At 41.3% G+C, this 18,172-nt stretch carries 10 protein-coding genes; 1 reads left to right on the forward strand and 9 read right to left on the reverse strand.

Annotated elements, in window-relative coordinates; genetic code table 11:
* Positions 1 to 151: 151 nt before the first annotated feature.
* The 9 genes from fusA to ileS form a co-directional block, all read right to left on the reverse strand.
* On the reverse strand, positions 152 to 2,227 hold the full coding sequence (gene fusA / locus EO114_RS03540; RefSeq protein WP_127061587.1) for an elongation factor G: 2,076 nt from the start codon (positions 2,225 to 2,227) through the stop codon (positions 152 to 154).
* A gap of 19 nt (positions 2,228 to 2,246) precedes the next feature.
* Positions 2,247 to 2,717, reverse strand: a complete 471-nt coding sequence (gene rpsG / locus EO114_RS03545) for a 30S ribosomal protein S7 (RefSeq protein WP_009353884.1) — start codon at positions 2,715 to 2,717, stop codon at positions 2,247 to 2,249.
* A gap of 46 nt (positions 2,718 to 2,763) precedes the next feature.
* Positions 2,764 to 3,138 (reverse strand): 30S ribosomal protein S12, encoded by a 375-nt coding sequence (gene rpsL, locus EO114_RS03550; protein ID WP_009353904.1) that lies wholly within the window; start codon positions 3,136 to 3,138, stop codon positions 2,764 to 2,766.
* Positions 3,139 to 3,213: 75 nt separating this feature from the next.
* Positions 3,214 to 3,459, reverse strand: a complete 246-nt coding sequence (locus tag EO114_RS03555; RefSeq protein WP_009353939.1) for a ribosomal L7Ae/L30e/S12e/Gadd45 family protein — start codon at positions 3,457 to 3,459, stop codon at positions 3,214 to 3,216.
* A gap of 386 nt (positions 3,460 to 3,845) precedes the next feature.
* Positions 3,846 to 8,090, reverse strand: coding sequence for a DNA-directed RNA polymerase subunit beta' (gene rpoC / locus EO114_RS03560; RefSeq protein ID WP_126941079.1), 4,245 nt, complete (start codon positions 8,088 to 8,090; stop codon positions 3,846 to 3,848).
* Positions 8,091 to 8,122: 32 nt separating this feature from the next.
* Positions 8,123 to 12,289: a DNA-directed RNA polymerase subunit beta gene (gene rpoB / locus EO114_RS03565; RefSeq protein WP_127061589.1), complete on the reverse strand. Its 4,167-nt coding sequence runs from the start codon at positions 12,287 to 12,289 to the stop codon at positions 8,123 to 8,125.
* Between the two features lie 328 nt (positions 12,290 to 12,617).
* Positions 12,618 to 12,815 (reverse strand): DUF362 domain-containing protein, encoded by a 198-nt coding sequence (locus tag EO114_RS03570; protein ID WP_009353935.1) that lies wholly within the window; start codon positions 12,813 to 12,815, stop codon positions 12,618 to 12,620.
* Between the two features lie 44 nt (positions 12,816 to 12,859).
* Positions 12,860 to 13,393, reverse strand: a complete 534-nt coding sequence (locus EO114_RS03575) for a cysteine hydrolase family protein (RefSeq protein WP_127011180.1) — start codon at positions 13,391 to 13,393, stop codon at positions 12,860 to 12,862.
* Positions 13,394 to 13,493: 100 nt separating this feature from the next.
* Positions 13,494 to 16,328 (reverse strand): isoleucine--tRNA ligase, encoded by a 2,835-nt coding sequence (ileS, locus tag EO114_RS03580; RefSeq protein ID WP_127061689.1) that lies wholly within the window; start codon positions 16,326 to 16,328, stop codon positions 13,494 to 13,496.
* 594 nt (positions 16,329 to 16,922) lie between these two features.
* Between ileS and EO114_RS03585 the strand changes: the two genes are divergently transcribed.
* Complete coding sequence (locus EO114_RS03585) at positions 16,923 to 18,122, forward strand: MFS transporter (RefSeq protein WP_009353873.1); 1,200 nt, start codon at positions 16,923 to 16,925, stop codon at positions 18,120 to 18,122.
* The last annotated feature ends 50 nt before the right edge of the window (positions 18,123 to 18,172 follow it).

Raw genomic sequence — 18,172 nt, forward strand, 5'->3', positions numbered from 1 at the left:
CATGGTCAACGTGACCGATAGTACCAATGTTAACGTGTGGCTTATTACGTTCAAATTTTGCTTTTGCCATTTTGAATTGTCCTCCCGGATAATTAAAACTTTATATATAGTAATCCTGTGGGGCTATACGCCCCACTAGATACACTTTTGATTAGCCATTTTTCTTAGCTTGAATTTCTTCAGCAATTTTCTTAGGCACTTCTTCATAATGATCGAATGTCATGGAGTAGTTACCGCGACCTTGTGTTTTGGAACGAAGGTCAGTAGCATATCCGAACATTTCGCTCAATGGAACATATGCTTTGATATGTTGGGAGCCGTTGCGAGCTTCCATTCCATCCATACGGCCACGACGGGAGTTCAAATCACCGATTACGTCGCCCATGTATTCTTCAGGAACTTCTACTTCAACAGCCATGTATGGTTCAAGTAATGCTGGGTCAGCTTTACGAGCACCCTCTTTGAAGCCCATGGAACCTGCAATTTTGAAGGCCATTTCAGAGGAGTCAACATCATGGTAAGAACCGTCAAATACGATAACTTTGATGTCAACCATTGGATAACCAGCGATAACACCGGATTCCATAGCCTCTTTAACACCGTTCTCAACTGGCCCAATGTATTCACGAGGAATAGAACCACCAACAACTTTATTTTCAAATTCGAAACCAACACCTGGCTCTTGAGGAATGATTTCCAACCAGCAATGGCCGTATTGACCTTTACCACCAGATTGGCGAACGAATTTACCTTCAGATTTAACTGCTTTACGAATTGTTTCGCGGTATGCTACTTGAGGTTTACCTACATTACAGTCAACTTTGAACTCACGGTTCATACGGTCAACGATGATGTCAAGGTGAAGCTCACCCATACCGGAAATGATTGTTTGACCAGTTTCTTCATCAGTACGAACTTTGAAAGTTGGATCTTCTTCAGCCAAACGAGCTAACGCCATACCCATTTTTTCTTGGTCCGCTTTAGTTTTTGGTTCCACAGCAACAGAGATAACTGGTTCTGGGAATTCCATGGATTCAAGAATAACTTGCGCTTTGTCATCGCAAAGTGTATCGCCAGTAGTAGTATCTTTAAGACCTACTGCTGCAGCGATGTCACCAGCGTACACGCGGTCGATTTCTTGACGGCTGTTAGCATGCATTTGCAAGATACGGCCGATACGTTCTTTTTTACCTTTTGTAGAGTTGAACACATAAGAACCAGACTCTAATGTACCGGAGTACACGCGGAAGAACGCTAATTTACCAACATAAGGGTCAGCCATGATTTTGAAAGCTAACGCAGCGAAAGGACCGTCATCAGTGGAAGGACGAGTTGTCTCTTCACCAGTGTTAGGGTCGATACCTTTAATCGCTGGTACATCTGTTGGAGCTGGCATGTAGTCAACTACAGCATCTAACAACATTTGTACACCTTTGTTTTTGTAGGAAGAACCGCAAAGAACTGGGAACAATGTGTTTTCACACACAGCTTTACGAAGAGCTGCTTTAATTTGTTCTTCAGAAATTTCTTCACCTTCCAAATATTTTTCCATCAATTCGTCATCAGTTTCAGCAACTGCATCAACTAACATTTCACGACGCTCTGCTGCAACATCAGCATATTCTTCTGGAATTTCAGTGATTTCGTATTCTTTTCCGTCATCACTGATGTAGATTTCAGCTTTCATAGTTACCAAGTCAATGATACCTTTGAAAGTGTCTTCTGCACCGATAGGCACTTGGATAGCTACGCTATTAGCACCTAAACGAGCTTTCATCATATCAACTACGCGGAAGAAGTCAGCACCTACTGTATCCATTTTATTTACATAAGCGATACGAGGTACGCCGTATTTATCCGCTTGACGCCATACTGTTTCAGATTGAGGCTCTACGCCACCTTTCGCACTGAATACAGCTACGGAACCGTCTAATACACGAAGGGAACGTTCTACTTCTACTGTAAAGTCTACGTGACCAGGAGTATCGATAATGTTGATGCGATGACCTTTCCATTGAGTAGTAGTCGCAGCGGACGTGATAGTGATACCACGTTCTTGCTCCTGCTCCATCCAGTCCATCGTAGCAGCACCTTCATGTACTTCACCGATTTTGTGAACTCGACCAGTATAGTAAAGGATACGTTCCGTTGTGGTTGTTTTACCAGCATCGATGTGAGCCATGATACCGATATTACGAGTTTTCTCTAAAGAAACTTCTCTTGCCACTATATTTCTCCTTAACTAATTACCATTTGTAATGAGCAAATGCTTTGTTAGCCTCTGCCATTTTATGAGTATCTTCTTTTTTCTTAATAGCTGCGCCAGTATTATTGAACGCGTCCATTAATTCGCCTGCTAAACGTTCTTTCATAGTGCGTTCACCACGAAGACGAGCATAGTTTACCATCCAGCGAATACCTAGAGATAAACGGCGATCAGCACGAACTTCAACCGGCACTTGGTAGTTAGCACCACCGATACGGCGAGCACGTACTTCTAACACAGGCATTACATTTTTTAAAGCCTGATCAAAAACTTCCATAGGGTCTTGACCCATTTTGGAACGAATAATTTCAAATGCATCATATACGATGGATTCAGCAATGCCTTTTTTGCCATCGTACATTACTTTGTTAATGAAACGTGTTACTAATTTGCTATTGTACACCGGATCTGGTAGTACATCGCGTTTCACAACAGGGCCTTTTCTTGGCATGTCAATTCCTCCTTTAACGATGTGTGTTCTCTAATCTTATGCTAAATTATTTTTTAGCACGTTTCGCGCCATATTTGGAGCGGCTTTGCATACGATTTTGTACGCCAGCTGTATCCAATGCACCACGAACGATGTGATAACGCACACCAGGAAGGTCCTTAACACGACCGCCTCTGATAAGTACAACGCTGTGTTCTTGTAAATTGTGACCAATGCCTGGGATGTATGCAGTTACTTCAATACCGTTTGTCAAACGAACACGGGCAACTTTACGAAGCGCGGAGTTCGGTTTTTTAGGCGTAGCTGTGTATACACGAGTACAAACACCACGTTTTTGTGGACACTCTTTCAAAGCTGGAGAGTCAGATTTACGCACTAAAGTTTTACGGCCTTTACGTACTAACTGGTTAATAGTTGGCATGTGGGCACCTCCTTTCCAAACAATTAGATTTATAATTGATCCGCTCGATAATATATCGTTCGGATATTACCAAAACTAGCGAAGCACGCCGATTGCGGCAGCTCCTACTTTAATATGAGCAGCTTGCCCAAGTTCTTCCATCGTATGATTTCGATCTACAGGCACATTGTGCTCTAAACAAATTTCCAGAATCGGCAAGATAATTCGGTCATCGCTATCAAGACCTACAAATACACACTCTACTTCATCGCGTCCCACGGCTTTGCGGGTTTGTTTCGCTCCTATTATGAGATTTGCATTTGAAAGCATATCGATTGTCATATGCGTCTCCTTCTTATTCGTTACTTGCTTTAGGGCGCACTGCTCCTTAAGCACTTTACTAGTTTACCATTGTTTATATGCCCTGTCAAACGATTTTATCCCTTACAAATCGCTAGAATAAAGCATTTTATATGTACATGCTTCCGTGCGGTTCAAAAATATGTTTTTCTGTATATTTTGAGTTGGTTTTATACAGTTATCGCGCTTTATTTGTATGTATATGCATTGCATTTTCTTTTTTGTATTTTATCTATGCAAAATTGATATAATAAAATTATTTTTTTATATGACATAAAGAAATAAGCGGATAACTTCCTGCAGGTTGTTATCCGCTATACCTTCCAACAATGTTAACTAGCTATCTATGCTCGTCTGATTGTCTTATATTATTCTGCTGTCTCTACATCTGTAGTTTCACTTGCTACATCTGCACTGACTACTTCTGTATCCACTACTAGATCTTCTAATTCAGGCGTATGTTTTACTACCTTAATTTTACGATAGCGGCTCATGCCTGTACCAGCTGGTATTAATTTACCAATGATAACATTTTCTTTTAAGCCAAGTAATGGATCAATTTTACCTTTTATCGCTGCTTCTGTAAGAACACGTGTTGTTTCTTGGAAGGAAGCTGCTGACAAGAAGCTGTCGGTTGCCAAGGCTGCTTTGGTAATACCCAATAGTGTACGAACACCAGTAGCTTCTTTTTTACCATTTAAGCGTAAACGACGGTTTTCATCTTCAAATGTATTTACATCGATGGAATCTCCTGGTAATACATCTGCATCGCCAGCATCTTCAATTTTCACTTTATGTAACATTTGACGAACGATAACCTCGATGTGTTTATCGTTAATTTCTACACCTTGAGATTTGTATACTTTTTGTACTTCATATACTAGGTAACGTTGCGTTGCTTCTGTACCCATTACACGCATAATATCATGAGGGTTAATGGAACCTTCTGTTAAACGTGCGCCTAAAGATACTACGTCACCATCTTTCACAATGATGCGAGATCCATAAGGGATTAAGTAATCAAACTCTTCACCCTCAGCTGTAGTAATGAAGATCGTATTGGTACCTTTTTTATTATCGTTAGGAACGACACGTACAGTACCTTCTACTTCTGCAATGATAGCATTACGTTTTGGACGACGTGCTTCAAACAATTCTTCGACACGAGGCAAACCTTGTGTGATATCATCACCGGCAACACCGCCTGTATGGAATGTACGCATTGTTAACTGTGTACCTGGTTCACCGATGGATTGTGCCGCAATAATACCTACTGCTTCACCAACTTGTACTTGTCCACCAGTACCTAAGTCACGGCCATAACATTTCATACATACGCCATATGGAGAACGACAAGTCAATACAGAACGGATTTTCACTGTGTCGTAATGTTTTACTACTTCATCAGCTAATTCATCAGTAATTTCACCATTCAATGGAACGATGACTTCACCAGTTTCTTTATTGATTAATTCTTCTGCCGCTGTACGGCCCACGATACGATCTTTCAATGGTTCGATAACGCCAGTACCTTCCACGATAGCTTCTACTTCAATGCCATGAATTTCATTGTTGCGTACTTGAACTTCTTTTACATCAGAGTTCAAGATAGCTTCGATAGCTTCTTCTGTTAATGCTGTATGGGCAGGGAAGATTTCTACACCTTCACTATCAATAACAGGATACACAGTATCTTTACCCAACATATTTTCAATCATTGTATTGCGTAATGTCGTACGAATGGTATCGTCCACTTCACCTAACGCAATGGTTTGAACAATGTTAGTATGGTTTATGTCGCTATCGCTACCCAATTGTGCGCCACGTAATGCGATAGATTTCACTTGAGATTCTGCTAATGCTTCAATAGTTGCTTCTGTTACGATGCTTTCAGCATCAGCAATCACTTCCCCAGTCATAGGATCTACTACATCGCGATCTAACACACGACCGATTAAATCATCTTTTAAGTATGTTAACGCATCTTTTGTATTACGCGCTAAACGAGCTCTTTCACGAGCTAAGTCGATACCTACCACATCGCAATCTTCCTCACGAACGATTACGTCTTGAGATACGTCAACAAGACGACGCGTTAAGTAACCGGAGTCAGCTGTACGAAGGGCTGTATCGGCCAAACCTTTACGAGCACCGTGAGAGGACGTAAAGTAATCCAATACAGTCAAACCTTCTTTAAAGTTTGCTTTAATAGGCAAGTCGATGATACGACCAGATGGGTCCGCCATCAAACCACGCATACCCGCCAACTGACGGATCTGTTGTTTGTTACCACGGGCTCCGGAAATCGCCATCATATATACTGGATTGAACCCATCTTGGTCAGCCGCCATATTATCCATCATGGCTTCTGTTACATTGTCGATAGCTTCATTCCAAAGTTCAATCGTTTTACGGTAACGTTCTTCTTCTGTAATTAAACCACGACGATATAGACGGGATACTTTATTAACTTCTGTATCTGCTTCTTCTACGATACCAGCTTTTACTTCTGGTACTTTGATATCCGCAATAGCAATTGTCATACCAGCACGGCGAGCGAAGGAGTAGCCCAAGGATTTAATACGGTCCAATAGTTCTGCAGTTTTTTCGTTGCCGAACGCTTGGAAACATTGGTCGACTAATTTACCAACCATTTTCTTATCCATGACTTTACCCAAGGACCATGTGCCGTCTTCTTCTTTCACAAATTGACGGATTTCTGGATATAAAGCTTCGTTGAATATCAAACGACCTGCTGTTGTTTTAACTAGACCATATCCTTCGATACGAATGTAGATAACGTCTTGTAAGCCGATGGCACCAGAGTCATATGCCAACATCACTTCATCGTAATTTGCAAAACGTTTTGCCTTATCTTCTGTACCTTTACGAACTACTGTTAGGTAGTAAGTACCCAAGATCATATCCTGAGATGGAACTGCTACTGGTTTACCATCTTTAGTAGATAAGATGTTATGGGATGAAAGCATCAAGGTACGTGCTTCTGATTGTGCTTCTACGGACAATGGTAAGTGACACGCCATTTGGTCACCGTCAAAGTCGGCGTTGAAGGCTGTACATACTAATGGATGCAATTTGATAGCACGGCCTTCCCAAAGGATTGGTTCGAAGGCTTGGATACCTAATCTATGCAATGTAGGGGCACGGTTTAGTAATACTGGATGTTCTTTAATAACTTCTTCTAAAGCTTCCCAAACACCAGCACCGATACGCTCTACTTGACGTTTTGCGGCTTTAATATTGCTAGCTTGTCCACGTTCTACCAAACGTTTCATAACGAATGGCTTGAATAATTCCAATGCCATCTCTTTTGGAAGACCACATTGATGCATTTTCAATTCTGGACCAACTACGATAACGGAACGGCCGGAATAGTCAACACGTTTACCCAACAAGTTTTGACGGAAACGACCTTGCTTACCTTTTAACATATCGGATAAGGATTTCAATGGACGGTTGCCAGGACCTGTCACAGGACGGCCACGACGACCATTGTCAATCAACGCATCCACAGCTTCTTGTAGCATACGTTTTTCGTTGCGCACGATAATATCAGGAGCGCCTAAATCCAGTAAACGTTTTAAACGGTTATTACGATTGATAACACGACGATACAAATCATTCAAGTCAGAGGTAGCGAAACGACCACCATCTAATTGCACCATTGGGCGCAATTCAGGTGGGATAACTGGCACTACATCCATAATCATCCATTCTGGGCGATTACCAGATTGACGGAATGCTTCTACTACTTCTAAACGGCGAACGGCACGAACTTTACGTTGACCTGTAGCAGTTTCTAATTCACTGCGCAACTCATCATTCAATGCTTCTAAGTCTAATTCGCAAAGTAATTCTTTAATCGCTTCTGCACCCATATCGATACACACGAATGTATTCTCTTCTAAGGCACCAAGCTCTAATTTTTCTTCACGAGTTAATACTTCGTATTCTTTTTCTTCTTCTGGAATTTCTGTATTCGCCGCAAGCTCTGCATTCACTTCTTCTTTGTGTTTTGCAGAGTTGATTAATTGCAAACGTTCACGACGTTGTGCAATGGTTTCAATGATGACACTTTTACCACCGATTTTATAGTCAGCATCATTGAACATGGCTTCGTATTCACGGAATTCAGTTTCAAATAACAATTGTTGTTTAGACAATGGAGATTGACCTGGATCCACCACGATATACGCAGCAAAGTATAATACACGTTCCAAGGAACGAGGGGATATGTCAAGGATCAATCCCATGCGAGATGGGATACCCTTGAAATACCAAATATGAGACACTGGTGTAGCCAATTCAATATGGCCCATACGTTCACGACGCACTTTAGCACGAGTAACTTCTACACCACATTTATCACAGACAACACCTTTATAACGGATGCGTTTATATTTTCCACAATGACATTCCCAGTCCTTTGTTGGTCCGAAAATGCGCTCACAGAATAAACCATCTCGCTCTGGTTTTAAGGTGCGGTAGTTAATTGTTTCAGGTTTTTTAACTTCTCCATGAGACCACTCCAAAATTTGTTGTGGTGAAGCTAAACCGATTCGCATGGAATCAAATTCATTTACGTCTAGCACTGTATGCTCCCTCCTTTACGAGATAGTGGTACTTACTCATTATCAGAAGATTCTACATAGCCACTGATTTGGCTGATAATATCATCTTCTTCACCTGCTGTTACAGGCTCTTCTTCTACAATGTATCCGTCAGGTGTTCCTTCTACTGTGGAAGCTTCTCCTTCTGTAGTCGCTTCTGTAGTACCTTCTTCCATCACTTCACGAATATCATCATGACGCGGTACATCCTCATCATCTAATTCTTTGATAAGAACTTCTTCTTGATCTTCATTCAAGATTTTTACGTCAAGGCCAATACTTTGCAATTCTTTCAACAATACTTTGAAAGATTCAGGTACACCAGGTTCAGGAATGTTTTCACCTTTAACGATTTTTTCATAAGCTTTTACACGGCCCACAACATCGTCAGATTTCACAGTTAACAACTCTTGTAGTGTATACGCTGCGCCATACGCTTCAAGAGCCCACACTTCCATCTCACCGAAACGTTGTCCACCGAATTGAGCTTTACCACCCAATGGTTGTTGTGTAACAAGAGAGTACGGACCAGTAGAACGAGCATGGATTTTATCATCTACTAGATGGTGAAGTTTCAACATGTATACGTAACCAACGGTAACTTTGTTATCCATTTTTTCGCCTGTACGGCCATCGTATAATACAGTTTTACCATCATCATCACGACCAGCTATGCTAAGTGTATCGAACACGTCACTTTCATGAGCACCATCAAATACTGGTGTCGCAATATGAATACCAGCCACGTCAGGTTTTGGCATACCATACATATCATAGTCATAACCAAATTTTTCCAATTCAGTACGTAAATGACTACGTTTTTCACGAACTTGCTGAATCGTTTCAATCACATATACTACACGACGAATTGCACGCAATTCCTCTTCTAAGGCTGGCTCCATTTCTGGACGTTCGGCTTCTACATCATCAAATGTTTCAATGCCTAATTCATAGATACGTTTTTCTTCAGCCAATAAGAAGTTATAGCGTTTTTCTCCACCAAGCTCTTCAAATTTTTCTTGAGCTCGATGTAAAATTTTATCTAAGGCTACTACTTTTTGACTATCAATTTGTTTATCTGTTTCAAGGTAGTTAGCAATCATAGGATCTGCAATGGCTTGTTCTAAACTTTCAATTTCTGCATAGATATCTTTGATGCCATCAATTTCATCCCAATATGTACCGTTTAATTTAGCTTCTTTCAGTACTTCTTTGATTTTTAGATCAGTTGCCTTAATTTGCATACCTAATCCTTGTACTGCCCAACCTAAATGCGTTTCCAATACCTGTCCGATGTTCATACGAGACGGTACGCCTAATGGGTTCAATACGATTTGTACTGGTGTACCATCTGGTAAGAATGGCATATCTTCTTGACGCATAACGCGAGAAACGACACCTTTGTTACCATGACGACCCGCCATTTTATCGCCTTCGTGGATTTTACGTTTTTGCGCAATATATACACGAACTACTTTATTAACACCTGGTTGTAATTCATCACCGTTTTCACGCGTGAAGATTTTAACGTCCACAATTTTACCTGCTTCACCATGTGGTACACGCAAGGAAGTATCGCGAACTTCACGTTCTTTGTCGCCAAAAATAGCGCGTAATAAGCGTTCTTCTGGAGTTAATTCAGTTTCCCCTTTAGGAGTTACTTTACCAACTAAGATGTCACCAGGTTTAACTTCTGCACCGATGCAGATAATACCATTTTCATCCAAGTTTTTAAGGTTATCATCACCAGTATTTGGCAATTCACGAGTGATTTCTTCGGCACCTAATTTCGTATCACGAGCATCACATTCGTACTCTTCGATATGGATGGATGTGTAGATATCTTCTTTACAAAGTTCTTCACTTAATAAGATCGCATCCTCGTAGTTATAACCTTCCCAAGGCATGAACGCTACCAATACGTTGAAACCTAATGCTAATTCGCCCCCATCTGTAGCTGGACCATCTGCCAATACTTGACCTTTCACCACGGATTGACCACGGTATACGATTGGTTTTTGGTTAAAGCATGTAGATTGGTTAGAACGCATGAATTTGTTCATTTTATATACGTCTACACGACCATTATCACGTTGTACATGGACTTCATTACCCCAACAACGTGTAACAATACCAGCCTCTTTTGCTAATACGCAAACACCGGAGTCTGTTGCCGCTTTGTATTCCATACCTGTACCTACTAAAGGTGCTTGTGCACGAAGTAGAGGTACCGCTTGACGCTGCATGTTCGCACCCATCAAGGCACGGTTCGCATCGTCATTTTCTAAGAATGGAATCATAGCAGTACCGATAGATACTACTTCTTTTGGGCTTACGTCCATGTAGTCTACTTTATCTGGAGATACTTCTAATACATCATGACCACGACGACATGCAATGTTCTCAGATACAAAGTAACCTTCTTCATCAATGCGAGAGTTCGCTTGGGCAATTGTCATGCCTTCTTCTTCATCTGCTGTCATATATACAACTTGGTCTGTAACACGAACTTTCAATACTTTGTTAGCATCTTCGCCTGTACCATATACTTTTTCAATTTTACGGTATGGTGCTTCGATGAAACCAAATTCATTCACTTTCGCATAGTTAGACAAGGAGTTAATCAAACCGATGTTTGGACCCTCTGGAGTTTCGATTGGACACATACGACCATAATGGGAATGATGCACGTCACGAACTTCGAAGCCTGCACGCTCACGAGATAAACCACCAGGTCCTAACGCGGATAGACGACGTTTATGTGTCAATTCACCCAATGGGTTAGTTTGGTCCATGAACTGAGACAACTGGGAAGAACCAAAGAATTCTTTGATCGCTGCCACAACTGGACGGATATTCAATAATGCTTGTGGTGTAATAACAGATACGTCTTGGATTGTCATACGTTCTTTCACCACACGTTCCATACGAGTTAAACCGATACGGAATTGGTTTTGTAACAATTCGCCTACGCAACGAAGACGACGGTTACCCAAATGGTCAATATCATCAGTTTGGCCAATATTTTCGATCAAGTTCATCATGTAACTTACGTTAGCAATCATATCTTCACGAGTCACAGTACGATGACTAAATGGCAAATTGCTATTGTTACAAATCACTTTTACTACGGTGCCATCTGTATTCACTACGAAGAACTCAGGTACTACATCACCACTGTACACACCGCTATTAGCCACTACGTCAAGAACTTCTTCGTTCACATAGGTATTCGCTTCTACGATGATTTCGCCATTTTCGTCTACGATTGGTTCTGCCAAAGTTTGACCGAACATGCGTTGACGCCAGCCTAATTTTTTATTTAATTTATAACGACCTACACGAGCTAAATCATAGCGACGAGGATCAAAGAATAAGTTATCGAATAAGTTACGAGCACTTTCCACAGTTGGTGGTTCGCCTGGACGAAGTTTTTTGTAGATTTCTACTAATGCTTCATCAGAGGATTGAGTGCTATCTTTTTCTAATGTACGAAGTAAACGTTCATCGTATTCAGGATGACCATTTTCGTCCACTTGTCCATTCCAAAATAATTCCAAGATGGATTCGTTAGTTTCCCAACCTAATGCACGTACTAATACTGTAGCTGGTAATTTACGGTTACGGTCGATACGTACGGACACAATGTCGTTCGCATCTTTTTCTAACTCAATCCAAGCACCACGGTTCGGAATCACTGTGGAATCATACAAACGGTTACCCATAGTATCGATGCTGCCACCGTAGTATACGCCAGGAGAACGAACTAATTGGGATACGATAACACGTTCCGCACCATTGATGATGAAAGTTCCTGTATCTGTCATCAATGGGAAATCGCCCATGAATACTTCTTGTTCTTTAATATCTGGATTCTCTGGATCATTGTTAACGAGACGAACATTGACACGCAATGGTGCTGCATAGGTAGCATCACGGTTTTTGCATTCGTTAATGTCATATTTTGGTTCTCCAAGGCTGAAACCTTCAAAGGAAAGAGCTAGCTTTCCTGAATTGTCTTTAATCGGAGAAATATCGTTAAAAATATCTTGTAAACCGCTCTCTAAAAACCACTCATAAGACTTGCGTTGCACGTCTAATAAATGTGGCATTTCGAGAACTTCGTTGATCTTAGCGTAGGTATATCGAGTACGCTTACCCACCTGCTCAGGTTTGAACATGTTCTTTTCACCCCTCATAAAAATTGGCTTACATATTCTATAACGGTATGACTGCAGACGATTCCAGGTCTCAGTTTTCCTGCTGACCAATGACAAAATAAGCAAGGCTCGTAATTTTTTCTTGTGAACCTTGCTTTCCTCATTTCAGCACAACCTTGGATATATTCCTTCATCAATTCAATGTTATAGTTACTTTTTTGCAATTAAATATTATAATCTTCTTATATCTATTTGTCAATAGCTATTATACTGAAAGTTCTCCATAGTACGAATACCATGTAATACTCCATATCATTAACGACAAAAAAAGACTTGATACACAAACATTTTATTCGTTCGTATCCAAGTCCTTTTTCTTTACCATCTGCACGGCCCCTACTGGGCATATGGCATAACAGTCACCACAGTGAATGCACATATCCTGATGGATGACATAGCGATCACCTTTGCGTGTAATAGCCTCTGCAGGGCAATCCATAGCACACCCTGCACAACAAACACAGGTATCATTAATATAAAAATACATAAGCAAGCCTCCTAGCCTTAGTATACTACGAGGCTCCCCACATGTCACTCTTCCACAATACACTGACACATCTTCATAGTCAATAGTGCCGCTTCATGGGATTCTTGTGTCACCCCTGCACAACATTTCGGATCCACATGAAGTGGAATTTCTGGCAATCCTGCTTTTAGAATCAAAGCATTGGAAACCACGCAAATATCCGTACATAAACCAATCAAGGTTAAAGATTCGATAGGTTCCTCTTCGTGCATTCCTTTAAGATGAGCCAACAAATCTAAGGACCCAAAGTTAGGTTTATCTAGTACATCCACCCGTTGACCTCGTTCACGAGCCACTTCCAATAGATCATCAGCAATCTCCCAACCTTTGGTGCCACGGGCACAATGTTCCACTGGCAAATGTTTACCCTCTTGGCTTTCAAGGTAACTACTATCGTGTGTATCACGAGTGAACACCATAGGACCAGTAAAATTGCGGATTTTTTCACGTACCGCCGGTACAATAGCCTGCGCCTGCGGCGAACCTAATGTTCCATCAATAAAATCATGTTGCATATCTATCACAATCAATACGTTCATAGGGCATCTCCTTTGTTAGAAAGTAGGCAAGGAAATGATACATTCCCTTGCCTTACCTAATTGATAGTACTTAAACCTTTGACTACTTATGCTATTATCATTATCCCTTTACTACGTCAGCACAACGAGCACATAATGTTGGATGATCTGTATCTTGACCAACTGTGTCGCGATGAATCCAGCAACGTTCGCACTTTTCTAACTCAGATGGAGTTACCACGATGGATAATGCTCCATCTTCTACTGTTACTGCGTTGTCTGGTGCTTTGTCACGGCCTTCCACTACATGCGCTTCAGACACGATCAACAAGCTAGCTAAGGAAGCACCGAATCCAATCAATGCTTGGTACGCATCGCCATCTGCATACACAGTGATGGATGCATCCAAGGAGTGACCGATCGCTTTATCACGGCGAGCGCCTTCTAAAGCTCTTGTCATTTCACTACGAAGGTCTAACATCGTTGCCCAACGTGCAGACAATTCCCCGTCCACATGCTCTGCATGACCTTGTGGCCAATCTGCTAGCATCACGCTTTCTTCCATACCATCTTCTTTTGGCATGTATTGCCATACTTCTTCAGCTGTGAAAGAAAGAACTGGGGACACCATTTTAACTAATGTTGTCAAGATTTCGTAGATGGCAGTTTGCGCACTACGACGAGCTACGTTGTTTTCTTTCTCTGCATACATTGTATCTTTCAACACGTCTAAGTAGAAGGAAGATAAATCTACAGTACAGAAATTATGGATTGTGTGATACAAGATGTGGAATTCATAGTTTTCGTAAGCGTTTGTTACTTTTTGACGAACTTCTTCTAAACGATGCAACGCCCAACGATCCAATTCTGTTAACTCTTTATAAGCTACTTTATCAGTGTTAGGGTTAAAGTTATCTAAGTTACCCAACAAGAAACGGAATGTGTTACGGATTTTACGATATACTTCTGCCAATTGTTTTACGATGTCTTTGGACAAACGCACGTCTGCTTGGTAATCTGCAGAGGATACCCATAAACGCATTACGTCAGCACCGTGTACATCGATGATATCAGAAGGAGCCACTGTATTGCCTACAGATTTAGACATTTTACGGCCTTCCCCGTCCACTACGAAACCGTGAGTCAATACAGCATTGTATGGTGCATGACCACGTGTAGCGATACCTGTTAACAAAGAAGAGTTAAACCAACCGCGATGTTGGTCAGAACCTTCTAAGTACATAGCGCAAGGCACATCCATTTCATTTTGTTCCAATACGCCAGACCAAGAGCTACCGCTGTCGAACCATACGTCCATGATGTCTGTTTCTTTGTGGAAAGAATCATGTCCACAAGATGGACATGTGAATCCTGCTGGCAATAATTCTTTCGCTTCATGAGCCCACCAAGCGTTCGAGCCTTCTTTAGCAAACCATTCTTGTAAAGAAGAGATAGTATCATCATTGATGATGTGCTCTCCGCAATGGTCGCAATAGTAGATAGGAATTGGCACACCCCACGCACGTTGACGAGAGATAACCCAGTCCCCACGATCTGCGATCATGTTATAAATACGGTCATGACCCCATTTAGGAATCCATTGTACTTGTTCATCGATGGCTTTCAAAGCTTCTTGACGGTAGCCATCCACAGAGGAGAACCATTGTTCTGTAGCACGATAGATAACAGGGTTTTTACAACGCCAGCAATGAGCATATTGGTGGCGGATATTGCCTTTTTGCACCAATGCACCATTGTGAGCCAAGATTTTGATCACTGGCACTTCTGCATCATGGATTTCAACGCCCGCTAGTGGTTGTTCTGTATCACCATAGCGAGGTTCATCTACTTTGGCAATATAACGACCAGTAGCATCTACTAAAGATAAAATTTCAAAGTCGATTTTACCCGCATCTTTGTATGCTTTTACTACATTAAAGTCATCTTCACCATGAGCAGGAGCTGTATGTACGCAACCTGTACCAGCGTCTAATGTCACGTGAGAACCCAACAAGATAGGAGCATTACGATCTGCAAATGGATGTTTAAAGTTCGCCAATTCTAATGCGCTACCTTTGAACGTATTCAACACTTCATAGGATTCTACGCCCATTTCTTTGGTAGCTGTTTCGATTAAACCATTCGCTAATAACCATGCCTCATCGCCGATTTTCACCCAAGAGTAATCTAATTCTGGGTTCACAGAGATAGCTTGGTTGGCAGGCATTGTCCAAGGAGTTGTTGTCCAGATGACGGAAAACAATTTGCTAGTGTCAAAACCTGCTGGCAATGTGCTGTCAGCACCGTTTACGTAAGCAAATTTAACATAGATGGAGAAAGATTTTTTCTCAGCATATTCAATTTCCGCTTCCGCCAAAGCAGTTTCACAATGCGTACACCAGTACACAGTTTTCAAACCTTTGTAGATGTAGCCACGTTTCGCCATTTCACCAAATACGCCGATTTGTTTCACTTCGAACTCAGGGCGCAATGTTAAATAGGGACGATCCCATTCACCAAGCACACCGAAACGGATGAAATCTTTCTTTTGTTCTTCTACACAATTCAATGCGTATTCACGACATTGATTGCGAAGATCCAATGGACTCATTTCATGACGATTCAAGCCAGTGTTTTTGATAACTGCATGCTCGATAGGAAGACCATGTGTATCCCAACCAGGAATGTATGGTGTGTAATGGCCTTGCATTGTTTTATATTTCATCACAATGTCTTTTAATGTTTTGTTCAAGGCATGACCGATGTGCAATTTACCATTCGCATAGGGAGGGCCATCGTGCAAAATAAAAGATTTTTTACCTTTATTTTTAGCTAAGCGTTTTTCATAAATTTTATTATCTTCCCAAAACTTGATAAATTCTGGTTCGCGCTTTGGCAAATTACCGCGCATAGGAAATTCTGTTTCAGGCAAGTGCAAGGTCTTACCATAATCCACTTCATTAGACATTCTATTTCTCCTCTCAATAAAAAAAGCACCCGCTCCCCGAAGGGACGAATGCAAATCCGTGGTACCACCCTACTGATGATTCTTGTGAAAGATACCCCCAACGAATCATCGCTCAAACATATAACGGTGTCCACCGATGTGAGTACCCCCAGTACGGGCTCCCCAACATATACTCAAAAGTGATCCGCCATGCATTCACCCATGAGGCTTTCACCATCCCTCACTCGCTCGGAGCTACCTTGCATGACCGTCTTTATCAACGTATTAACATATATCGTTGTCAAATACAGATACAATTATATACTATCTGCAGAGTAGTTGCAATAGACCCTATCACATTCTATCCATGTTAGAAACGTATATCCTCTGACTGTGACACTATTATATAGTCAAACGGTCGTACTTCCTCATACATCATAAATGCTAGAACCATATGTATAAAAATCTACTCGGAATCCTACAAGAAACTATTAGAGGTATACCTAGATTAGGGGTATAATAAATCTCACTGATATGCTACCATAGATACATACATAGTTGGAATTTTATAGTAGGGTCACCTACACGTACATAGGAGTCAGTATGGAACTTTGGAAACGCACCTTATACGTTTGTTTATTCGGGGCCTTCATGGCATCGGTGGGGCTCAGTCAAGCAGCTCCCCTCATTCCCTTATATTTACAGGACCTAGGAGTCCACGATCAAGGATCTCTTGCCAATTGGTCTGGTATCGCCATGGGTGTCACCTATCTTATGGTGGCTCTCGTCTCACCTTTTTGGGGAAAACTAGCTGATAGAAAAGGAAGAAAATTAATTTTACTACGGGCTAGTTTTGGAATGATGGTCACCAATGCACTTCTTGGATTCGCACAAAGCCCTGAACATGTTGTGATGATCCGCATTCTAAATGGTATGGTATCTGGATTTTTTTCTGGATCTATTACGTTAGTAGCCACCCAAACTCCAGAGTCCAGAACTGGTTGGGCCTTAGGTCTATTATCCGCTGCCAACTTGGGAGGCTCTTTATTAGGACCTATGATTGGTGGTTATATGGGAAGTACCTTTGGTATTCGGTATGCTTTTTTTGTCGTATCCGCTTTACTAGGCATAGCTTTTTTATCTTCCTTATTATTCATAAAAGAAGACTTTACTCCTAAAGTAAAGGGCCCAGCTCCTTCTTTCAAAGACTTACAACAATCTATCTCCAATTGGAAAGGTCTTATCTTCGTATCTATCGCTTCTTTCATTTTTGCCTTCACTACTATGGCATCAGCCCCTATACTTTCTGTATTCGTGCAACATATTGTAGGCCGTGGCCACGAACACATCGCATTACTAGCTGGTTTAGCTTTCACCTCTACAGGAATTGCTCAAATGTTAGCTAGCTCTGTACTCGGTCGCTACATCGATAAACTAGGCCCTCAATTCATTCTTTGGACAAGCTTTATTTATGTAGGATGCCTAACAATTCCACAAGCCTTTACAGATTCTATTATCGTCTTATGTATCATTCGATTTTTACTAGGCTTTGGATTAGGCGGACTATTGCCAGGAATCAACACCTATATTGCGAGCATTACACCAAAACATTTAGCTGGACAAATTTTTGCTTACAACCAATCCACTCTATTCTTCGGCTACTTTATGGGCGCTGTAGGTGGTTCAGCCATCGTATCGCAATGGGGATTTAGTACCATGTTTATCGTGACAGGTATGATTATTGCATTAACAGGGGTCTTCTTGAAAGTAACATTAGGGCGTACTACAACAGCCAGTCATTAGCATCATTCTTATAAACTACAAGATAATTTTCCATCCTATTACTATGCATT

The organism is Veillonella sp. 3627 (genome assembly GCF_003992195.1).
Classification (GTDB): domain Bacteria; phylum Bacillota; class Negativicutes; order Veillonellales; family Veillonellaceae; genus F0422.